Here is a 21,685-nt window from a genome sequence, read left to right as displayed (position 1 = left end):
CCGACCCGACATCGATGCTCGACCTGATCAACGCCATCCCGCGCAGCCTGATTCTTCCCCCCGCCAACCTGTTCCTGCTGATCCTGATCGGCCTGGCGCTATGGCGCCGCTGGCCGCGCATCGGCCGCAGCCTCGCGGGAACCGGGCTGGCGTTACTGGCCTTGCTGTCGATGCCGAAGGTGGCCGAGCTGTTCGTCAGGCCGCTGGAGCGGATGACCGCGCCCCTGCACGCGCCGGAACGCGCCGGCGCCCAGGCGATCGTCGTGCTCGCGGCCGGACGGCTGCGTAACGCCCCCGAGTACGGCGGCCGCGACATCCCCGATTATTTCGCACTGGCGCGCGTGCGCTACGCGGCCCACCTGCAGCGGCGCACGAAGCTGCCCATCCTGGTCAGCGGCGGCACCGTCGGGGAGCCGCCCGCCGGTGAACGCGCTTATTCGCTGGCCGATGCGATGGCGACCGCCTTGCGCGAGGATTTCGGCGTGCCGGTGCAATGGGTCGAAGCACGTTCGCGCGACACCGCGGAAAATGCCGCCTACAGCGCCGCGCTGCTGCGCGCGGACGAGGTCCGGCGTGTCCTGCTGGTGACCGATGCCATGCACATGGCGCGCGCCCGCGCCGCGTTCGAACGCGCCGGACTCGAGGTGGTCGACGCACCGACCATGTTCTTCACCGGCCAGGCCCGCAGCATCCATGCCTGGGTGCCCAGTGCTGAGGGCTTGCGCCGCTCCTGGTATGCCATGTACGAACTGATCGGCATGGGCTGGTACCGGCTGCGCGCAGGCGGCGCGCAGGCCCCTGAGCGCTGAGCGCTCAGCCGCCGGCCCGCTTCGGCTGGTGCCCGAGCTTCCTGAGCGTTTCCATGATCAGCTCGCAGTGCTCGCCCTGCACTTCGATCACCCCATCCTTCACGGTGCCGCCGGAACCGCATGCCGTGCGCAGCTGCTTGCCCAGCTGGGCCAGTTCAGCGGCATCGAGCGCGAGGCCCTTGACGATGGTCACGCTCTTGCCGCCCCGGCCCTTGGTTTGCAAGGAGACGCGCACCACGCCGTCGCCCTTGACCGCGGCCCGGGCCTTGCACTCGCAAGCCGAGACGGGCTTGCGGCATGCGGGGCACATGCGGCCGCTCTCGGTGGAATAGACGAGACCGCTGTTCGAACTGCTCTTCATGTTCTGCTCAAGAATTGATACGGAAAAGAGCTGCGAGTGTAGCAGCTCGAAAGCAAGCCGATGCCGCGGCCTGCCTTCACAGCTGCGGATTGTCACTTCTTCGGACCTGGGATCCTCAGCAGCACCCGCTCCATGCCACAGCCGGCGATGTAATACCGGCCCTGCTCCTTCGTCACCTCGACCCTGAGGTAAGTGCCCTCGTCGAACCTGTCGGTCTTGACATGGTAGCGGTAGCTGACGGTACGGATCCATTCGTCCTTCACCCCACGCACGCCGTGTTCCGTGTTGTGATAACGGTACTCCTTGATGTTCCCGAAACCCTTCTGCATGGTCTCCAGCGCCCCGATCAGTACTTCCCGCGAATAGGCCGCCTTGAGCTTGGGCGACGTGGCGGCGTACACCGCCGCCATATCCTTGCGCACGATCTCGCGCACGGCCTGGTCGGCCAGCGCCCGGATCGCGGCGTCCGCCGACGGATTCGGGGCTGTCGCGGCCATGGCAGGCGGCATGGCCAACAGTGGCGCCATGGCCAACAGCGTCGAGAAGATGTGCCGAGCTGGGTTCATATGCAAGACAAGTGGATGATGATGGTCGCGCACATTGTAGAGGAAGTATCGTGTCGATCAGGCCGGCCGGCTCTCGGTCCCTTCGCCGCGTGTGACGTGCAGCATGCGGCTCGGCTGGCGTACCCGGGCAGTATGCCAGACACCGCGCGGCACCACGACGGCGCCGCTGCCCTCGAGCATGATCGTCTCTACCCCACTGTCGCGTTCGAGCAGCAGCTCGACACTGCCTGCCAGCAGGTACACGAATTCGTCGCCGTGCGGATGCATTTCCCAGTTCGGCCAATCTTGCGTGAACGAGAATTCGCTGATCAGCCAGCCCTTGCCGAAGGCATCGAGTTCAGCTGGCGGCAGCTGCCAGAAAGACTCGCCTGGCACGCTGCGCGCCAGGCCATCGTCGGCCAGGTGGACATAGGTCTGCTGCGGGTCGAGGGCCATGACGTCTCCAGTCTTCAAGAACGAAAGTCCGGCAATACTATCACCCCGAAAGCGGCATCAAGGCGTCATGCGCAGGTAGTCCACGTCCGCGTGGCTGCCCGCCGCCCCGGTGGCGAACAGGCCGACCTGCGTCCCGACCCAGCGGCCCATGGTGGCGTCGAATGGCGCACCGAGCTGCGTGTAGCGCAGGCCGTCCGCGCTGTACCAGAAGGCGACGCGGGCGCCGGCCGTTACGTGCATGCGCAGGTGGGCCGCGAAGCCCGGCAGTTCCGCGCCCAGCTCCTCGCTGCACTTGTTGTCCTGCCCGCAGCGCACCAGCACCATGCGCGGCTTGCCCGCGACGCGGCGCAGGCCGAACCAGTGGCTGGCCAGGCCCATCGTGCCGAGGCCGACCTGGTCGCCGTCGCGCTGCGCCCGCAGGTCGACCTTGGCGGTGACGCCGAAGGTGGGCGCCGGGAACTTCTGGGTCAGCACCGAGGGCAGCGAGCGCACCGGCAACTCCGGCTGCGCGAACAGGCGCAGCTGGCCTGCCCTAGCGTCGAGCGCATACCAGCGCGAATCCGGGTTGGCTGCCCACTGCCACTGCGGGCCCAGGGCCCTGCCATCGAATTCATCGCTCGTTGCCGGCACCTGCTGCGCAAAGCTGCCGGCAAGCGGCTTGGCATGTTCGGTCACCGGCTGGCCCACGCCCGGCTTGCTTGACGGCTCGCCGATCACGGGCCAGCCGTCGTTCCAGCGCATCGGCTGCAGGTGCACCACACGCCCATAGGCGCGCTTGTCCTGGAAGTGGAAGAACCAGTCGCTGCCCTGCGGCGTCCTGACCCAGGCGCCCTGGTGCGGTCCGTTGATGCTTGTCGCGCCCTGCTCCATCACGATGCGCGACTCGTAGGGGCCCTCGATGCTGCGCGAGCGGAACACCGACTGCCAGCCATGCTCGACGCCGCCCGCGGGTGCGAACACGTAGTAATAACCGTTCGCCTTGTACAGCTTCGGTCCTTCCAGCGTGCGGTAGCCGGGCAGCTTGTCGCCGTCGATGACCACCTTGCCTTCGCTGTCGAGCAGGCTGCGGCCGCTTGGGTCCATCTTGCGCAGCGTGAGCACGTTGTTGAAGCCGGCCCGGCTCTTGGCCCAGGCGTGGATCAGGTAAGCCTTGCCGTCCTCGTCCCACAGCGGGGCCGGGTCGATGATGCCCTTGCCGGGCAGGAGCAGGTGCGGGGTGCTCCAGGGACCCTTGAAGTCTTTCGCGGTGGTGACGTAGATCCCGTTGTCGGGGTCGGGATAGAAGATCCAGAACTTGCCGTCGTGGTGGCGCAGGGACGGGGCCCACACGCCCTTGCCGTGCTGGGGCGCGGCGAACTGCGCGCCCGGCACCAAGTGGGGCAGCGCATGGCCCTGCAGCTCCCAGTTGACCATGTCTTTCGAGACCAGCAGCGGCAGGCCGGGGGCGTTGGCGAAACTCGAGGACACCATGTAGTAAGTGTCGCCCACGCGGATCGCGTCCGGGTCGGAATAATCGGCATGCAGGATCGGGTTGCGGTAGCGGCCGTCGCCGAGGTCGGGCGACCACGGCGCGCGTGCAGGCACGGGGCCGAGCACGCGCTCGAGGAATGCCGCCATGGCGTCGACGGTCGGCGACACCCAGGGATCGAACAGCCAGAACGAATGCGGGGTGCCGGCCAGCGCCACGGTATCCGAGTGGATGCCGTGCGAGGCCAGTTTGGCCGCCATCGCCTCGCGTCCCACCGAGAAGCGCGGCACGCCGCTGGTGATGAAGAGCACGGGCGGGCTGTTCTTGCCTACGTGATTGATCGGCGAAGCCTCGCGCCACAGCGCTTCCTTCTCGGCGTAGCGGCCGCCGAACCAGGCGCCGGCGGCGGAAGGATTCTTCTTCGGGTCGTCTTCGTGCCTGCGCGCTTCCTCCGAGGTGAAATCGGACAGGCCGTCGATGTTGACCACCGCACGGATGGCTTGCGGCTCGAGCATGCCCACCAGCGAGGCGATCTGGCCGCCGGCCGAGCCGCCGGCAATCGCAACCCTGGCCGGGTCGATGCCATGGCTGCCCGCGCCCTTGCGCAGCCAGCGCAGCGCTTCCTTCACGTCCTCGATCGCGGCCGGGTAGCGCGCCTGTCCGGACAAACGGTAGCTGACGGTGGCGGCCGCGTAGCCGCGTGCGGCAAGACGCGCCGCCAGCGGCGCCATGTTGCTCCGCTCCCCGGTGCCCCAGCCGCCGCCGTGGACCAGGATCACCAGTGGCGCCGGCTTGCCGCCCGGACCGGGCAGGTAGAGGTCGAGCCCCAAGGACAGGTCGCCGCGCCGCGCATACTCGAGGTCCTTGCGCACCTGGACCGGGGCCGGCGCCTCGGCGCTGGCGATGCGGATGTCGGGATAGTCGCGCACCAGCTTGCGGTAGGTGGTATCGGCGTTGTACGGCGCCTGGGAGAGGGCCGCAGTGACCGTCAGTGCCAGCAGCAGGCCGAAAGAAACTCGCCTCACAGCGCCGCTCCCCGGAACACGCAGCGGCGCCGCAAGCTCGCGCCCGGCGCCAGCACCGTCAGACCCGGATAGCCAGGCAGGTTGTGCGCGTTGATCGGGTGGTCCACCGGCTCGAAGCAGAAGAAATCGCGTCCCGGCGGAACGTAGAGGATGAAGTAATCCATGTCGGCCTGTACCTCCAGTGCAAGGCCGCGTTGCGGCCAGGTGATACGGGCGGCGCCGTGCCAGCCTTCGAATACATTGTCGACGCCGTCCTGCGGCAAAGGCGCGGGGCTGGCGAAGCGCCACTCGGGCGGAATGTCCTGGCGCATCAGCGGCAGCTTGTCGGGGCCGGCCATCCAGACGCTGTTGGCGCCGGCTTCCAGCCGGGCGCCCTGGGGATCCGGCATCCACGGATGCAGGCCGATCCCGAAGGGCAGCGCGCTGCGGCCCGCATTGCGCACGCTGAGCTCCACGACCAGCGCATCCTTGTCCAGGATGTAGTGCAGCTCGGCCGTATAGGCGAAGGGCGCCGCGTCCCAGCGGTCCAGGCTTAAAGTCAGGGAGGTATCATGGTGGGCGGCGACGCGCCAGGGCTGCTGCCAGCCGTCGCCGTGGATCGGGCAAGGCTCCCCGGCCCGGTTCGGCGCGGGCACGTGGCGCAGGCCTTCGAAGGCAAAGCCCGAGGGCGCCATCCGGTTCGACCAGGGCAGCAGCGGGAAGCAGGCCAGCTGCCCGGGCAGCGGCGTGTCCGTCGCGTCCGGCGGCAAGCCGCGCAGCAGGGGCTGCGCCTGGTAGCCATCCAGCCAGTCCAGCCGCGCCAGGCCGCCACCGATCTGCGGAACAATCTCGGCCAGCAGGCGGTCGTTACGCAGCGTGAGGCGTTCCAGCACGGCTCTCGTCACGGATCAGTATTGCGGGCCGTCGAGCAGGAACTTGCCGCCCTGGTACATGGTGGTGACGTCGTCCTTGGCCGGGAACTGGGAGGTGTCCGGGAACAGGTGGGCGAACTTCGACGAGCTGTCCTTCGGCTTGTAGCCCAGGTGCGAGGCCAGGCGGTTGTCCCACCAGACGCTGTCGTTGTCCGACATGCCGTAGACGATGGTGTGGCCGACGCGCGGCGCGAACAGCGCGCAGCGCAGCATCTCGGTCAGGTCGTCGTAGGAGAACCAGGTGCTCATCATGCGCTTGTTGGCCGGCTCCGGGAAGCTCGAACCGATGCGGATGCAGACGGTCTCGATGCCGAAGCGGTCGAAGTAGTAGCGCGCGATCTGCTCGCCGAAGACCTTCGACAGGCCGTAGTAGCTGTCCGGGCGGGTCGGCGAGTCCGCATCCAGCACGGTGTTGACGTGGTGGTAGCCGATCGCGTGGTTCGAGCTGGCGAAGATCACGCGCTTGGTGCCGGCTTTGTGCAGGGCTTCATACAAATTGGCCACGCCAAGGATGTTGGCCTGCATGATCGGCTCGAAGGGCTTCTCGGTGGAGATGCCGCCGAAGTGCAGCACGGCGTCCACGCCTTCCAGCAGTTTCAGCACCGCTTCCTTGTCGGCCAGGTCGCACTGGACGATCTCTTCGCCTTCGCGCGCCTCGCCCATGTCGGCGACGTCGGACAAGCGCACGACCTCGGCCCAGGGCTTGATACGGTCACGCAGCACCTTGCCGAGGCCGCCGGCGGCGCCGGTCAGCAGGATGCGTTTGAAGGGTTTGCCTTTTACAGCTTCGGTCATTATTCGACTCCTTGGTCTCGTAGGGTGGTCGGCTCTGCCGACCACCCTACAATATTTGGTTCAGGTCACCGGCGCAGGATTGAACAGCGCCAGCGCATTGTGCAGTTTCCAGTGTTCGGCCCAGGTCTTGCGGCCGCTGGCCACGTCGAGGATCAGGCGGAACAGCTCCCAGCCCACGTCCTCGATGCTAGCTTCTCCGCTGGCGATGCGCCCGGCGTTCACGTCCATCAGGTCGTGCCAGCGGTTCGCCAGTTCGGTGCGGGTGGCCACCTTGATCACCGGGACCGCCGCCAGGCCGTAGGGGGTGCCGCGGCCGGTGGTGAAGATGTGCACGTTCATGCCGGCGGCCATCTGCAGGGTGCCGCAGATGAAATCGCTGGCCGGGGTGGCGGCGTAGATCAGGCCCTTCTGCTGCAGCTTCTCGCCCGGCGACAGCACGCCGGTGATCGCCGTGGTGCCCGACTTGACGATCGAGCCCATGGCCTTTTCCACGATGTTCGACAGGCCGCCCTTCTTGTTGCCGGGCGTGGTATTCGCGCTACGGTCGACGCCGCCGCGCACCAGGTAATCGTCGTACCACTGCATCTCGCGCACCATCGCCTGGGCCACTTCCGGGGTGGCGGCGCGCGCGGTCAGCTGGTCGATACCGTCGCGCACCTCGGTGACTTCGGAGAACATCACGGCGCCGCCGGCACGCACGATGAGGTCGGTGGCGAAACCGACGGCCGGGTTGGCGGTCACGCCCGAGAAGGCGTCGCTGCCGCCGCACTGCACGCCGACCACCAGGTCGGAGGCCGGGCAGGTCTCGCGCTGGCGCGCGTTCAGCAGCGCCAGGTGCTTCTCGGCGGTCTGCATCAGGTTGTCGATCATCGACATGAAGCCGACGTGCTGCTGGTCCTGCAGGGTAACCACCGAGGGTTCGGCATTGCCGATCGGGATCGAGCCGGCCGGGAACAGGCGCGCCGGCGGCAGCTTCTCGCAGCCCAGGCTGACGACCATGACGTGGTCGCCGAAGTTCGGGTTTTTGGAGAGGTTGCGGATGGTCTTGATCGGGATGTCGGCGCCCGGCGCGTCGATCGCGACGCCGCAGCCGTACACGTGCTCGAGCGCGACCACGTCCTCGACGTTCGGGTAACGCGGCAGCAGTTCTTCCTTGATGCGCTTGACCGCGTAGTCGATCACGCCCGAGACGCACTGCACGGTGCTGGTGATCGCCATGATGTTGCGGGTGCCGACCGAGCCGTCCTTGTTGCGGTAACCCTCGAAGGTATAGCCTTCGAGCGCTTCGGTCACCGGGCGCGCATGGGTACCGATCGGCAGGTCGTCGAGCGAGCGGGCGGCCGGCATGCGCAGCACGCGTTCCGACACCCAGCTGCCGCGCGCGATCGCGCCATTGGCATAGCCGATGATCACGCCGTAGCGGATGACCGGGTCGCCATCGGCAAAGTCCACCAGTGCCACCTTGTGCCCCTGCGGGACCCCTTCGACGAGCGTCAGGCCGTCCGGGAAAACGGTGCCCGCGGGCAGTCCGCCGTCGTTGACGACGATGGCGACGTTGTCGCTGGCCTGCATGCGGATTGTGCGCGGAACTTGGGTGTTCATGGTGTGATGCCTTGGTCGGTAGGTTCTTTTTCAGTATGCCATACAATTTCGGGCAGTGGCTAGTCCACATTGCTATTTTGGTCGGACCAAATTAGAATGGCCTGACCAATAAGTAGTCAGATAGTAGCTAGACGTATAAGTCAGACAAATCCGCCCGACTGGAGACATATGAAGACCTCGCTTCTGGCAGCCTCGCTTGCCACCGTTCTTGGCTGCGCACTCGCTTGCGGCCCCGCCCTGGCCCAGGGTGGCCACTACCGCAACACCGACAACAAGAACCTGCTGGACCACTCCGAAGGCACCTATCCGGTGCCGTACAAGAAGCCGGTGGTGGCCGAAGTGACGGCCCAGCTCAAGGCGATCCGCGGCTACATGGACCAGGCAACGCCGACCCGCATCATCAACAGGAAGACCGGCGACCAGATCACCGACCTGAAGACGCCGAACGCCGACGCCATCTTCGAACCCAGCGCGGGCGACTACGGCATCCAGGTGTACGAGATGGGCGTGGTCCACTCGGGCCTCCTGAAGGCGGCCGAAGCGACCGGCGACAAGAGCTTCACGGCGATGAGCCAGCGCCACTTCCAGTTCTTCTCCCAGACCCTCCCCTACTTCCGCGCCCAGGAACAGAAGTTCCAGCTCGACCGGGCCAACAGCTTCGCGCGCTTCCTCGCCCCGCACTCGCTGGACGATTCCGGCTCGATGTGCGCCGCCCTGATCCGCGCGCGCGTGGCCAAGGTCGGCCCGGACCTCAAGCCCATGATCGACACCTGCAGCGACTGGGTGGTCAACAAGCAGTTCCGCCTGGAAGACGGCACCATGGCGCGCAAGCGCCCGCAGGAAGTGTCGCTGTGGGGCGACGACATGTACATGAGCATCCCGCTGCTGGCCGAGATGGGCCGCATGACGGGCGATCGCAAGCACTTCGACGACGCTGTCAACAACGTGATGGGCATGAGCAAGCGCCTGTTCAACCCCCAGAACGGCCTGTACACCCACGGCTGGCACGCCAACCACCCGGACGCGCCGCGCTTCTACTGGGCGCGCGCCAACGGCTGGGCGGTGCTGGCCATGTCCGACCTGCTCGACGTGCTGCCGAAGGACCACCCGGGTTACCAGCCGGTGCTGAACCAGCTGCGCGCCGCGATCAAGGGCATCGCCGAACTGCAGTCGGGCACCGGCCTGTGGCACCAGATGATCGACCGGAACGACTCCTACCTCGAGACCTCGGCCAGCGCCATGTTCACCTACGTGATCGCGCACGCGGTCAACCAGGGCTGGATCCCGGCCACCACCTACGGCTCGATCGCGCAGGCCGGCTGGGTCGGCCTGTCGACCCGCATCACCGCCAAGGGTGAAGTGGAAGGCACCTGCGTCGGGACCACGCTCGCCAGCGACATGGTCTATTACTACAACCGCCCGACCAGCGCGCACGCGCTGCACGGCTACGGCCCGACCCTGCTGGCCGGCGCCGAGATCATCAAGATGATCAATAACCCAGCTTTCGAGATCCAGCACAAGGTTCGCACGTATCATTACGTGCCCAAAGGGGGCAAGACCGACTACAACAAGCATCAGCAATGATGCGCCCATCACCGAGCGAAGCCATGAAACGACTGATCCTTGCCGCGGCGCTGTCCGCATCGCTGAACGCCTACGCCGCCGAAAAACTGGCGGTGACCGTGCAGCACGACCTGTCCATCGCACGTCCGTCCGAGACCATCTCGATCCCATGGAGCGAGGTCAACGCCGCCCTGCCGGGCGCCCTGATCCAGAAGATCGCCGTGAAGGACGCCAAGGGCCGCGTGCTGCCCTACCAGGTGACCAATGTGGCGCCGCTGTCCAAGGATCCGGAGAACAAGGGCATCGCCTACGGCGAGCTGCTGTTCCAGCACAGCTTCGGCCCGGGCGAGAAGAGCGCCAGCTTCACCGTCGAGAAGATCGACACGGTGGCGCCGGTGTTCGCCCAGAAGGCCTACGCCCGCTACGTGCAGGAGCGCCTCGACGACTTCGCCTGGGAAAACGACAAGGTTGCGCACCGCACCTATGGCCCGGCCCTGGCCGCGCCCTCGCCGGCCGGCATGAACAAGGAAGTGCTGGTGACGAGCGGCCTGGACCTGTGGTTCAAGCGCGTGCCTTACCCGATCATCGACCGCTGGTACAACAAGGGCCATGACCATTACCACGAGGACGAGGGCGAGGGCATGGACATGTACCAGGTCGGCAAGTCGCGCGGCGCCGGCGGCACCGGCGTGTGGGACGGCAAGCAGTTGTACACCAGCGTGAACTACGCCTCGTGGAAGGTGCTGGCCAACGGCCCGGTGCGCGCCGTCTTCGAGCTGCACTACGCCGCCTGGGATGCGGCCGGCAAGCCGGTCAGCGAGGTCAAGCGCTTCACCGTCGACGCGGGCCGCCAGCTGGACCGCATCGAGAGTACCTTCCAGTTCGAAGGCAGCGAGCCGATCACGGTTGCCGTGGGCCTGAACAAGAACCCGAGCGACAAGGGCCAGGACCCGGTCATCGCGGTCAAGCGGGAAGGTCCGGTGCTGCTGCAGTGGATCGAGCAGAAGAGCAATGGCGCCTTCGGCACCGCGGTCGTGCTGCCGGGCGCGGAAGGCTTCACCGAGGACAAGCTGAACGAACTGATCCTGGCCAAGGCCAGTTCCGGCAAGCCGCTGCGCTACTACGCCGGCGGCGCCTGGAGCCGCGCCGGCGACGTCACCACGCTCGCCCAGTGGCAGCGCCTGGCGCAGGACACCGCTGCGCGCGACGGCAATCCGGTGCGCGTGATCCTCGCAAACCCGGCCAAGTCGGGCAAGTGAGGTGAACATGCGCTTCCAGCCCCGCCGCCGCGCCCTGCTGCGCACCGTTCCCGCCGCCGGCCTGCTGCTCGCCGGCGCCGGCTCAGGTTGCGCAGTCTCCACTCCTTCCGCCAACAAGACCGCGGGCGATCCATGGCAGCGCGCCGCCGACATCGTCGCGCGCTTCGCCACCCCGCTGCGCTTCCGCGAGGAAGACTTCCCGATCACCGCCTTCGGCGCCAAGCCCTGCTCGATGGTCGAGGTCAAGGGACAGACCGCGTCCCTGGTCAACGGCGTCCTGCGCACCCCGGCCAAGGGCTCGCCCGACGCCTATCCGGCAATCACGGCGGCCATCGCGGCCTGCCACGCCAAGGGCGGCGGCCGGGTCGTGATCCCGGCCGGCGACTGGTACTGCGCCGGCCCGATCGTGCTGCGCTCGAACGTGCACGTGCACCTGGCTGCAAACGCGCGCGTGCATTTCTCGGCCAATCCGGAACACTATGCGCGCCACGGCGAATTCGACTGCGGCGCCAACGGCAAGCTGACCCTGTCGCGCTGGCAGGGCAACGACGTCCTGAACTACTCGCCGCTGGTCTATGCCCACAACCAGACCAATATCGCGCTCACCGGCGCCGACTGGACCAGCATCCTGAACGGCCAGGGCGGCGTGCCTTTTGAAGACAAGCCGGACGAGTGCTGGTGGGACTGGAAAGGCCGCGGCACGCCGGTACGCACCCGTACCGAGATCGCACCGAACCCGGCCAACCTGTCGCTGGACAAGGTGGCGCCGAACCTGCCCGAAGCGCAGCGCGCCCTGATCCAGGGCGAAGGCTGGCAGACCGATTCGCGCTACCTGCCGGCCCTGTCGGAAGCGGGCGTGCCGGTGGCGCGCCGCGTGTTCGGCCACGGCCACTTCCTGCGCCCCTGCATGATCGAATTCATCGGCTGCAGCAAGGTACTGCTGCAGGGCTACCAGGTGAATGCGGCGCCGTTCTGGCTGCACCACCCCGTGAACTGCCGGGACCTGGCGATGCGCGGCGTGAACATGGAAAGCCTGGGCCCGAACAGTGACGGCTTCGACCCGGAAGCCTGCGACGGCGTGCTGGTGGAGGAATGCACCTTCAACAACGGCGACGACTGCATCGCGATCAAGGCCGGCAAGAACCGCGATACAGGGTTCGGGCCGACGCGCAACATCGTGATCCAACGCTGCATCATGAACAGCGGCCACGGCGGCGTGACCCTGGGCAGCGAAATGGCCGGCGGCATCGAGCACGTGTATGCGCAGCAGCTCGAGTTCCGCAACATGCACTGGGCCAAGAAGCCGCTGAACACGGCGATCCGCCTGAAGACCAACATGAACCGGGGCGGCTTCCTGCGCCACCTGTACGTGCGCGACGTCACCCTGCCGAACGGCGTCAGGATCGAGCCGATGATGTACAAGCCGCTGCCGGGCGCGAAGGAAATCACCCAGCCGGTAGCCTCGACCGCGGGCGCGATCATCACCATCGACTGCGACTACGTGCCGGGCGACGACGCGGTGCGCACCCGGCCGCCGCAGGTGTCGGACATCGTCATCAGCGGCGTCCGTGCCGGCAACGTGGATACCGGCTCGGGCAAGTTCTCGTGCTACCAGGCCTTCGTGCTGCTCGGGCCCGTGGCGTCCAGCTTCAACGGACCGGCCGGCACCCCGATCCTGCCGATCCAGCGCATGCGCATCAGCGACTCGGACTTCGGCACGCCGAAGAACGCAGCCCAGCCCTGGTTCCTGCACAACGCCACCGGCATCACCCTGGACAAGGTCACCATCGGCGGCAAGCTCTACAACACGACCCTGTCGTCAAGCAATCCCTGACACGGGATAGGTCAGGCCAGTTTTTATTTGAATTGGCCTGCGGTCGTGAACAACGTGACCGGGCGCGAGTTCCTCGCGGGGCTGCGCTACAAGTTCTGACGCCCGCGCTTGCGCGGGCTTTTTTCATGGTGCGCCACAAGCAAAGAAAAAGGCCCGCACGCGGCGGGCCTTCGGACAGGATGAGACGCTGCTCAGAACTTGTAGCCGACAGCCACCACCACCGCCACCGGATCCAGCTTCATGTGCTGGGTCTGGCCGGTCGAAAAATGCACGTCGGTGCGCAGGCGGGCCTTGTTGACGGTCACGTCGGCGAACCACTTCTCGCTGAAGTTCACCGCCATGCCGAGTTGGGCGGTGTAAGTGAACTTGTTGTCGATGCTGAAGGTGGTCGGCACGCCGCTGCCCGGGTTGGTGATCGCGGTCATCTTGGCCGAGCCGCGTTCCTTCATGAAGTAGGCATAGGTCGCGCCGATGCCGACGAAGGGACGGAACAGCGCGTTCGGTGCGCCGAAGCGGTATTGCGCGAACAGCGTCGCCGGCAGCGCCTCGACGGTGCCGAGCTGGCCGGTGCCTGCGATGGCGCCGGCGCCGTAGATCTTGTGCTTGTACGGCGTGCCCAGGGCGGTTTCGAGCGAGATGTTGTCGGTCAGGCCGTAGGCGAGGACCAGCACGGGCTGGGTGTCTTTTTCGACATCGCCCTTACTGCCCGGAAGGGCCGGCGCGCCGATGTCGCCGCTCACGACCTTTGGGGTCAGCTGGTTCGCGCCGATCTTGGCGGTGAGCTGGCCGGCCGACTGTGCCGATGCCGTCGAAGCGCAGGCCAGCGCGGCGGCCACGCCCAGCACTTTGATGAGGCTGTTGAAACGTACTTTCATTTGTTCTCCTGATTATTGTAGAAGCCTGCCCTGTACAGGCAGGCCTCGCTGCAGTTTTACAGCCAGCCCTTGACCGCCATTTCCTTGAGAACAAGGCGTGCGATCAGGTTGTTCTCGAACGGCGTCGGGTGGATGTCGTCGGCGTACATGTAGCGGCTGACGTCACCGGCCACCGTGTTGGCGTTGGTGCAGATCAGGGATGTGGTGCCAAGCGCATTCAGGCCGCAAGCCGGCGTGGTGGTATTGGTCAGGCCGTAGGGCGCCGGGTTCTTGTTCTGGTCATTGCTGACCGCATACAAGTCGACATACAGGACGCGCGGATCGTCAGCGCCGAGGCCAGCCTTCAGCTGCTTGTTGAAGGCGTCGATCATGGCGGTCATCAGGGTCTGGATCTCGGCCGATTTCGATTTGCCTGCCGGGGTGCCGGCGACGTCCGGCAGGTTCGCGACGATCACGTACTTGGCGCCCTTCCCGAGCACTTCGTTCTTCACGACAGCTGCCATCTGCGCGCCGGCCAGGCCCAGTTCCTGGACCAGTTTCGGACCGGTGGCGGTAGCGTAGTCGGCGCCGGCCTTGGCGCCGGCTGCGCTCGCATCGGACTGGGCCTTGGCGACCATCGGGCCGTACACGCTTGCCTGGGCCACTACGGCATTGCCCGGCTGGCGGGCGGCGGCGCCGACAGCGGCGGCAACGATGGTCTGCGAGGTGCTGCCTGGGCGGGCGCTCTCGGTGGCGATAGCCACGCCGATCGCCTGGGCGGCGGCCTGCGGATTGGTGGCGCCGGCGGCCAGCTGCATCGCCAGCGAGGTCGCGAAGGCCTGTGCGCCTGCGGCGGCGCCGGCGGCGGTGGCATCGGTCGACAGCTGGTTCAACTGCATCAGAATGTCGTTACCGCCGGACAGCAAAGTGACCAGTTCGGTGCCGCTGAACTTGTTGCCGGTGCGGGACAAGTGATTGGCGACCTGGGTCACCAGCGGCACGGTGGTCTCGCCGAGCGGCGAACCGGTGAACGGGTTGCCCGGACCGATCGGGTTGGTCACGCGTGAACCGCCCTGGGCGTAATTGAAGCAGTTCAGGTTCTGGACGATCGGGACCGAGAAGCCGCGGCTGGCATCGCCAACCAGGCCGGTCTGGGCCGGGCACGGCGCCGGCAGTTTCAGCTCGGCCGCCAGGAATTCGACCCAGATCTTGCCGTTCAGCTCAGGATTCTTGGCGGTGCCATCGCCGTTGATGGTGAACTTGCCGCCGCCGGCCTGCTTGATCGCGCCCACGGCGTAGGTGCCGACGTCCGACAGGCTGTCGCCGAAGGAGACCTGCTGGGTGAAGCTGAGTTTTTGCGTTTGGTCGCCGCCGCTTGGGCTGGTCCCGCCGCAGGCTGCCAGCACCGCTGCCGTCAGCAGGGCGAGCGCGAGTTTGGTTTGACGCATTGTGTCTCCTAAATTGGTTTTATTTAAAACGAACGGACGTGCTATTCGTTTCGTAATAATATGCCAGTGTTCAACTTGCTTGTATAGGAATTGCTTACCCGCACGTCAGTTTTTAGTGACACGTGGCAAACAGATCGGGCGGCGATTATAGCGCCGCTATCGATCCAGAAAGAAAGGGTTTTTGAACGGTGTGATACAGAACAACGCCCGTACGTACGGGCGTTGTGAATGAACACTACAGGCGAGGAGCCGTCGGCTACGGAGCGGCTTGATTCAGCAGACCGTGGACAATGCCGGTCGAGCCATGGGCGGCGCGGCGCAGGCGGTCGTTGACGCCCAGCCAGGCTCCGCCCTGTGGCGGCGCCTCGACCAGGATCAGGTCCGCGCCCTGGCCGTCCATTGCGCGCAGCGCGGCGTACAGGGCGTGGGCGAAGCCATCCGGCGTGGTCGGCAGGCGCAGCGCGGCGTGGGTGCTCGGCAGATCCGAATAGTGGATCAGCGCGACCTTGCGTCCCGCCGCCGCCAGTTCAAGCAGGGTCTGGCGCAGCGTGGCGCTGTCCTGCATCGCCACCGGCGTATGCGGCGCATAGTGCGATTCGAGCGTACCCGAGGCGCGTGGGGCCGCGGCGTCGGGAGCGCTTGGCAACTGGTCGATCACCGCGGCGATGGCCTCGGCGCTGATGTGGCCCGGACGCAGCAGCACCGGGCCGTGCGTGGCCAGGCGCGACAGGTCGACGATGGTCGATTCGATGCCGACCATGGATGCACCGCCATCGAGCACCATGGACACCGAGCCGTCCTGGCCGAACTCGTCGCGCACGTGCTGGGCCAGGGTCGGGCTGACCGCGCCGAACTTGTTGGCCGACGGCGCCGCCACGCCGCCCTTGCCGCCCTTGAAGGCGCGCAGCAGCGCGATCGCCACCGGGTGCGACGGGCAGCGCAGGCCGACCGTGTCCTGGCCGCCGCTGACGGCGTCCGGGATGTTCGGCGCGCGCTTGAGGATCATGGTCAGCGGGCCCGGCCAGAAGGCATCGGCCAGCGCCTGGGCCTCAACCGGAATATCGGCGGCCCAGTAGTCGAGCGGCGCTCCGGGAGCGAGGTGCACGATCACCGGATGGTCCTGCGGGCGGCCCTTGGCGGCATAGATGGCCGCGACCGCGGCCGGGTTCTCGGCATCGGCGCCGAGGCCGTACACGGTCTCGGTCGGGAAGGCGACCAGCGCGCCCTGCTCCAGCGCGCGTGCTGCAGCCTCGATGGCGGCCTGGTCGATGTTCTCGCTTGCCATCCTTACTCCGGGATTCCGAGGATGGCGCAGGCCTGGCGCAGGCTGCCCTGCGCCTGTTCGAGCGTCGGCGCCACGAAGCTCACGTGGCCCATCTTGCGTGCGCGGCGCGGGTCGTCCTTGCCGTACAGGTGCAGGTTGGCGCCGGGGAGCGCCAGCACGCGGTCCCAGGCCGGTTCGCGCGGGGTAGCGCTGTCGCCTTCGAACCAGACGTCGCCCAGGATGTTGAGCATGACGGCGGGCGAATGCTGGCGCACGTCGCCCAGGGGCAGGCGCGCCATCGCGCGTACCTGTTGCGCGAACTGGCTGGTGACGCAGGCGTCGATGGTGTAGTGGCCGCTGTTGTGCGGGCGCGGCGCCATCTCGTTGACCACCAGGCTGCCGTCGGCAAGCACGAAGAATTCGATGCACAGCACGCCCACATAGCCCAGCTGGTTCACGATGGCGCGCGCCGCATCCTGCGCCTGTTTGGCACAGGCGTCGGAGACGTTCGGTCCCGGCACGGTGGTGGTGAACAGGATGCCGTCGCGGTGCACGTTCTCGGCGATCGGGTAAACCACGGAGGCGCCGTCATGGCCGCGCGCGGTCAGCACCGACACCTCGTAGGCCAGCGGCAGCATCTTCTCCAGCAGGCAGGTGACGCCCTGCATGGCGTCGAAGGCGGCGCGCACGTCTTCGCGGGTACGCACCCGCACCTGGCCCTTGCCGTCATAGCCCATGCGCACGGTCTTCAGGATGCCGGGCAGCAGATCGTCATCGATGGCGTCGATGTCGGCATGCGAAGCGATGGTCTTGTGCGGCGCCGGCATCACGCCGGACGCCGGGGCGCATTCGACGAAGAAGCGCTTTTCCGCGATGCGGTCCTGGGCGATCGATACACAGGACGCGGCAGGCGCAACAAAAGCACGCTCGCCCAGCCAGGCCATGCTATCGGCCGGGACGTTCTCGAATTCGGTGGTGACGGCGACGCAGGTCTGGGCCAGTTCGGCCAGGCCGTTCGCGTCAAGATAGCTGGCGTTGATCAGGCGCTCGGCGACCTGCCCTGCCGGACAGTCCGCGGCTGGCTCGAGCACCGCGACCTTGTAGCCCATCGCCTGAGCAGCGTGGGCGAACATGCGGCCGAGCTGGCCGCCGCCCATCACGCCGAGCCAGGCCGACGGATTGGCGGATGGGAGAAACGATTCACTCATGCGTCAGGACGGGAAGGGTCATGGCCTGGGCGGCCGCGGTCTGCTCGGCGCGGAAGGCCAGCAGCTTCTGCGCCAGCGCATCGTCGGTGGCAGCCAGGATCGCCACCGCGGTCAGGGCCGCGTTGGCGGCGCCGGCTTCGCCGATGGCGAAGGTCGACACCGGCACGCCCTTCGGCATCTGCACGATCGACAGCAGCGAATCCTCGCCGCGCAGGTATTTCGAGGGCACCGGCACGCCCAGCACCGGCACGATGGTCTTGGCGGCCACCATGCCCGGCAGGTGGGCGGCGCCCCCTGCCCCGGCAATGATCGCGCGCAGGCCGCGCTCGCGTGCGGTTTCCGCATAGGTGAACATCTCGTCCGGCATGCGGTGCGCCGAGATCACCTGCGCCTCGAAAGGCACGCCGAATTGCTTCAACACGTCCACCGCATTCTTCATCACGTCCCAGTCGGACGAGGAACCCATGATGACGCCGACGACTGGCTTGTTTGCTTGCTCGCTCATCTTCTTAGGCCTTCAGCTTCTCGCCGGTGAGGCGTTCGATGGCTTCGAAATACTTGGCCTGGGTCTTTTCGATGACGTCCTGCGGCAGGGCCGGGGCCGGGGCGGTCTTGCCCCAATCGGTCAGGGTTTCCAGGTAGTCGCGCACGAATTGTTTGTCGAAGGACGGCGGCGACATGCCCGGCGCGTAGGAGTCGGCCGGCCAGAAGCGCGAGGAGTCGGCGGTCAGGACTTCGTCCATCAGGTGCAGCACGCCATTGTCGTCCAGGCCGAATTCGAACTTGGTGTCGGCGATGATGATGCCGCGGGTGGCGGCGTATTCGGCGGCCGTGGTGTAGAGCTGGATGCTGATGTCGCGCATCTTGGCGGCGAGTTCCTTGCCGATGCGGTTTTCCATGTCTTCGAACGAGATGTTCTCGTCGTGTTCGCCGATGTCGGCCTTGGCGGCCGGGGTGAACAGCGGTTGCGGCAGCTTGTCGGCCTGGCGCAGGCCGGCGGGCAGCTGGATGCCGCAGACGGCGCCGCTTTCCTGGTAATCCTTCCAGCCCGAGCCGATGATGTAGCCGCGCACGACGGCTTCGACCAGGATCGGCTTGAGGCGCTTGGCCACGACCGCGCGGCCGCGCACCTGCTCGACTTCATCCGGGGCCACCACGCTTTCCGGCGCTACGCCGGTCAGGTGGTTCGGCACGATGTGGCCGAGCTTCTCGAACCAGAAGTCGCTCATCTGGTTCAGCACCATGCCCTTGCCGGGGATCGGCTCGTTCATGACCACGTCGAAGGCCGACAGGCGGTCGGTGGTGACGATCAGGATCTTGTCGTCGCCGACAGCGTAGTTGTCGCGCACCTTGCCGTGACCGAGCAATGGCAGGGACTTGATGGTGGATTTGTAGAGGCTGTTCATAGAAGGGATATCAGGGAAACGGGACCGGGATGGTACCGGTCGAGTGGGTCAGGTCTGGGGGTGGCCTGGGCCAGTGCGTAATTTTACGTCAATTTGCATCTCGTCGTTCCCGCGAAGGCGGGAACCCAATTTTGTTCGCGTACCGGCTACGGGAGCTGGCTGCTGAGCTACGAACTTGGATCCCCGCCTGCGCGGGGATGACGTTGGATAGAGCGGTGATGATGCTCGCGGTGCGGATTCCTGCGCAGTCGCCCGCGCCCTCTTCCGCACCGGCCAGCATTTACTGCACGATCTGCGCCAGCTCGCCTGCCTTGTAGCGCTCGGCCATCTTCTCCAGCGGCACCGGCTTGATCTTGGCAGCCATGCCTTCGCAGCCGAAGGACAGGTAGCGCGCCTTGCAGATCTCGGTGGCGGCTTCGCGGGCCGGCTTCAGGTAGTCGCGCGGGTCGAACTTCGACGGGTTCTGGAACATGTACTTGCGGATCGCAGCGGTCATGGCCAGGCGGATGTCGGTGTCGATGTTGATCTTGCGCACGCCGTGCTTGATGCCTTCCTGGATCTCTTCGACCGGCACGCCGTAGGTCTCTTTCATGTCGCCGCCGAATTCGCGGATGATCGCCAGCAGTTCCTGCGGCACCGACGAGGAGCCGTGCATCACCAGGTGGGTGTTCGGGATGCGGGCGTGGATTTCCTTGATGCGGTCGATCGCCAGGATGTCGCCGGTCGGCTTGCGGGTGAACTTGTAGGCGCCGTGCGAGGTGCCAATGGCGATCGCCAGGGCGTCGCATTGCGTTTTGGCGACGAAGTCGGCGGCCTGGGCCACGTCGGTCAGCAGCTGCTCGCGGGTCATGGTGCCGTCGGCGCCGTGGCCGTCTTCCTTGTCGCCCTTCATGGTCTCGAGCGAACCGAGCACGCCCAGTTCGGCTTCGACCGTCACGCCGATCGAGTGCGCGAATTTCACGACTTCACGCGACACCTCGACGTTGTACTCATACGAAGCCACGCTCTTGCCGTCGGCTTCGAGCGAACCGTCCATCATCACCGAGCTGAAACCCGAGCGGATCGCGGCCATGCAGACCGCCGGCGACTGGCCGTGGTCCTGGTGCATGACGACCGGGATGTGCGGGTAGGCTTCGACGGCGGCGTCGATCAGGTGGCGCAGGAAGGCTTCGCCTGCGTATTTGCGGGCGCCGGCCGAGGCCTGCATGATCACCGGCGCGTTGACCGCGTCGGCGGCGGCCATGATGGCCTGCACCTGTTCCAGGTTGTTGACGTTAAAAGCCGGCAGGCCATAACCGTTTTCGGCGGCATGGTCCAGCAGTTGACGCAGCGATACGAGTGCCATGGTTGATTACTCCAAACAATTAAGAAACTATTTCGTCCAGCTCGCCCACGCGCACGATCTTGAGCGCATTGGTGCCGCCGGCCTGCCCCATCGGCGAGCCCCAGGTCACGACGATCAGGTCGCCCTTGCGCACCATGCCTTCGCGAATCAGGACCTCTTCGGCCTTGCGCAGCACCGCGTGGCTGCCACCTTCCTGCAGCAGGTGGAATGCTCGCACGTTCCGGTACAGCGATGCCTTGCGCTGCGTCGTCTGCAGCGGGGTCAGGGCAAAGATCGGGGTATCGATCGAGTGACGGCTCATCCACAGTGCCGTCGAGCCCGATTCGGTCAGCGCCACGATCGCCTTCACCTTCAGGTGATGGGCCGTGAACAGGGTGCCGTAGGCGATCGACTGGTCGATGCGGGTGAACTGGACATTCAGGAAATCTGCGTCCTGCTTGTTGTATTCGGATTGTTCTGCTTCGAGGCAAATGGCGGCCATCATTTCGACGGTCTCGACCGGATACTTGCCCGATGCGGTCTCGGCCGAGGTCATCACGGCGTCGGTGCCGTCCAGCACGGCGTTCGCCACGTCCGACACTTCGGCGCGGGTCGGCACGGCGTTGACGATCATCGACTCCATCATCTGGGTCGCGGTGATGGCCAGCTTGTTGGAGGCGCGCGCCATCTTGATCATGCGCTTCTGCAGCGCCGGCACGGCCGCGTTGCCCACTTCCACCGCCAGGTCGCCGCGCGCGACCATGATGCCGTCCGAGGCGTCCAGGATTTCCTGCAGCACGGGGATGGCTTCGGCGCGCTCGATCTTGGCGATCATCATCGGCTTGTGGCCGTAGGGTTCGCCGGCGATGTTGGCCAGCTGGCGCGCCATTTCCATGTCGGTGGCGTTCTTCGGGAAGGAGATCGCCAGGTAGTCGGCCTGGAAGCTCATCGCGGTCTTGATGTCTTCCATGTCCTTCGAGGTCAGGGCCGGCGCGGTCAGGCCGCCGCCCTGGCGGTTGATGCCCTTGTTGTTCGACAGCTCGCCGCCCACCTTCACGGTGGTGAAGATCTCGTGGCCGATGACCTTGTCGACGACCAGCACGATCAGGCCGTCGTTCAGCAGCAGCTTGTCGCCCGGCTTGACGTCGCGCGGCAGGGCCTTGTAGTCGAGGCCGACGCGGTCCTGGTTGCCCAGCTCGCCGTTCTCGCCCCAGCGGGCGTCGAGGATGAACTTGTCGCCATTGTTCAGGAAAATCTTGCCCTCTTCAAATTTGCCAACACGGATTTTCGGACCCTGCATGTCGGCCATGATCGCCACTTCGACGCCGCATTCGGCGGCAGCGCGGCGCACCAGGGCGGCGCGGTCGATGTGGTCCTGCGCCTTGCCGTGCGAGAAGTTCAGGCGCACGACGTCGACGCCGGCACGGATCATTTTGACGAGGATATCGAAATCGGTCGATGCCGGGCCGATGGTGGCGACGATCTTGGTGGCGTTGTACATGGGGCGCGCAGCTTGCATGTGGTTGGAATCCTTGGTTCTGAAAAGAGAAGCG

The 21,685-nt window shown here is 66.4% G+C and carries 19 protein-coding genes; 4 read left to right on the top strand and 15 right to left on the bottom strand.

The window, feature by feature from the left end:
* Positions 1-14 precede the first annotated feature (14 nt).
* A complete protein-coding gene (locus YWC_RS0111275; RefSeq protein ID WP_027865465.1) occupies positions 15-809 on the top strand; it encodes a YdcF family protein in 795 nt (264 codons plus the stop codon).
* A gap of 4 nt (positions 810-813) precedes the next feature.
* On the opposite strand, the gene YWC_RS0111270 is transcribed toward YWC_RS0111275, so the two are convergent.
* The 7 genes from YWC_RS0111270 to garD all read right to left on the bottom strand — a co-directional run bounded on the left by YWC_RS0111270 (position 814) and on the right by garD (position 7,972).
* The gene (locus tag YWC_RS0111270; protein WP_027865464.1) at positions 814-1,170 is read right to left on the bottom strand and encodes a translation initiation factor Sui1; all 357 of its coding nucleotides are present in this window, start codon (positions 1,168-1,170) and stop codon (positions 814-816) included.
* A 92-nt stretch (positions 1,171-1,262) separates the two neighbouring features.
* A complete protein-coding gene (locus tag YWC_RS0111265; protein ID WP_027865463.1) occupies positions 1,263-1,697 on the bottom strand; it encodes a hypothetical protein in 435 nt (144 codons plus the stop codon).
* Positions 1,698-1,793: 96 nt separating this feature from the next.
* Positions 1,794-2,171: a cupin domain-containing protein gene (locus YWC_RS0111260; protein WP_027865462.1), complete on the bottom strand. Its 378-nt coding sequence runs from the start codon at positions 2,169-2,171 to the stop codon at positions 1,794-1,796.
* A 57-nt stretch (positions 2,172-2,228) separates the two neighbouring features.
* Positions 2,229-4,664: a family 43 glycosylhydrolase gene (locus tag YWC_RS33725; RefSeq protein ID WP_084416394.1), complete on the bottom strand. Its 2,436-nt coding sequence runs from the start codon at positions 4,662-4,664 to the stop codon at positions 2,229-2,231.
* Entirely contained in the window at positions 4,661-5,536 is an 876-nt protein-coding gene (locus YWC_RS29075) for an aldose 1-epimerase (RefSeq protein ID WP_051306393.1), read from the bottom strand. The genes YWC_RS33725 and YWC_RS29075 overlap by 4 nt, the downstream gene beginning before the upstream one ends.
* A gap of 15 nt (positions 5,537-5,551) precedes the next feature.
* Positions 5,552-6,370: an NAD-dependent epimerase/dehydratase family protein gene (locus YWC_RS0111245; RefSeq protein ID WP_027865461.1), complete on the bottom strand. Its 819-nt coding sequence runs from the start codon at positions 6,368-6,370 to the stop codon at positions 5,552-5,554.
* A gap of 60 nt (positions 6,371-6,430) precedes the next feature.
* Positions 6,431-7,972 (bottom strand): galactarate dehydratase, encoded by a 1,542-nt coding sequence (gene garD, locus YWC_RS0111240; protein WP_027865460.1) that lies wholly within the window; start codon positions 7,970-7,972, stop codon positions 6,431-6,433.
* A 168-nt stretch (positions 7,973-8,140) separates the two neighbouring features.
* Between garD and YWC_RS0111235 the strand changes: the two genes are divergently transcribed.
* The 3 genes from YWC_RS0111235 to YWC_RS29070 are packed head-to-tail and all read left to right on the top strand — an operon-like array spanning position 8,141 to position 12,628.
* Entirely contained in the window at positions 8,141-9,556 is a 1,416-nt protein-coding gene (locus YWC_RS0111235) for a glycoside hydrolase family 88/105 protein (protein WP_027865459.1), read from the top strand.
* Positions 9,557-9,579: 23 nt separating this feature from the next.
* Positions 9,580-10,794, top strand: a complete 1,215-nt coding sequence (locus tag YWC_RS0111230; RefSeq protein ID WP_027865458.1) for a BT3233 family polysaccharide utilization protein — start codon at positions 9,580-9,582, stop codon at positions 10,792-10,794.
* A gap of 7 nt (positions 10,795-10,801) precedes the next feature.
* Complete coding sequence (locus YWC_RS29070; protein ID WP_036214130.1) at positions 10,802-12,628, top strand: glycoside hydrolase family 28 protein; 1,827 nt, start codon at positions 10,802-10,804, stop codon at positions 12,626-12,628.
* A 191-nt stretch (positions 12,629-12,819) separates the two neighbouring features.
* On the opposite strand, the gene YWC_RS0111220 is transcribed toward YWC_RS29070, so the two are convergent.
* The 8 genes from YWC_RS0111220 to pyk all read right to left on the bottom strand — a co-directional run bounded on the left by YWC_RS0111220 (position 12,820) and on the right by pyk (position 21,633).
* Positions 12,820-13,503, bottom strand: a complete 684-nt coding sequence (locus tag YWC_RS0111220) for an OmpW/AlkL family protein (protein ID WP_027865457.1) — start codon at positions 13,501-13,503, stop codon at positions 12,820-12,822.
* Between the two features lie 56 nt (positions 13,504-13,559).
* Positions 13,560-14,930 carry an SGNH/GDSL hydrolase family protein gene (locus tag YWC_RS0111215; RefSeq protein WP_027865456.1) on the bottom strand — a complete coding sequence of 457 codons (1,371 nt, stop codon included), beginning with the start codon at positions 14,928-14,930 and terminating at the stop codon, positions 13,560-13,562.
* 256 nt (positions 14,931-15,186) lie between these two features.
* Positions 15,187-16,215 carry an L-threonylcarbamoyladenylate synthase gene (locus YWC_RS0111210; RefSeq protein WP_027865455.1) on the bottom strand — a complete coding sequence of 343 codons (1,029 nt, stop codon included), beginning with the start codon at positions 16,213-16,215 and terminating at the stop codon, positions 15,187-15,189.
* A gap of 2 nt (positions 16,216-16,217) precedes the next feature.
* Positions 16,218-17,402 (bottom strand): 5-(carboxyamino)imidazole ribonucleotide synthase, encoded by a 1,185-nt coding sequence (locus YWC_RS0111205; protein WP_027865454.1) that lies wholly within the window; start codon positions 17,400-17,402, stop codon positions 16,218-16,220.
* The gene (purE, locus tag YWC_RS0111200; RefSeq protein ID WP_027865453.1) at positions 17,395-17,907 is read right to left on the bottom strand and encodes a 5-(carboxyamino)imidazole ribonucleotide mutase; all 513 of its coding nucleotides are present in this window, start codon (positions 17,905-17,907) and stop codon (positions 17,395-17,397) included. The genes YWC_RS0111205 and purE overlap by 8 nt, the downstream gene beginning before the upstream one ends.
* A gap of 4 nt (positions 17,908-17,911) precedes the next feature.
* Positions 17,912-18,808, bottom strand: a complete 897-nt coding sequence (locus YWC_RS0111195) for a phosphoribosylaminoimidazolesuccinocarboxamide synthase (RefSeq protein WP_027865452.1) — start codon at positions 18,806-18,808, stop codon at positions 17,912-17,914.
* Positions 18,809-19,088: 280 nt separating this feature from the next.
* The gene (gene fba / locus YWC_RS0111190) at positions 19,089-20,153 is read right to left on the bottom strand and encodes a class II fructose-bisphosphate aldolase (protein WP_027865451.1); all 1,065 of its coding nucleotides are present in this window, start codon (positions 20,151-20,153) and stop codon (positions 19,089-19,091) included.
* A 19-nt stretch (positions 20,154-20,172) separates the two neighbouring features.
* Positions 20,173-21,633 (bottom strand): pyruvate kinase, encoded by a 1,461-nt coding sequence (pyk, locus tag YWC_RS0111185; RefSeq protein ID WP_027865450.1) that lies wholly within the window; start codon positions 21,631-21,633, stop codon positions 20,173-20,175.
* Between the last annotated feature and the right edge of the window lie 52 nt (positions 21,634-21,685).

This window comes from Massilia alkalitolerans DSM 17462 (assembly GCF_000427785.1).
Taxonomy (GTDB): Bacteria; Pseudomonadota; Gammaproteobacteria; order Burkholderiales; family Burkholderiaceae_D; genus Telluria; species Telluria alkalitolerans.
Note: the sequence above shows the minus strand (reverse complement) of the source record. Positions and strands in the feature narration are given on the sequence as shown.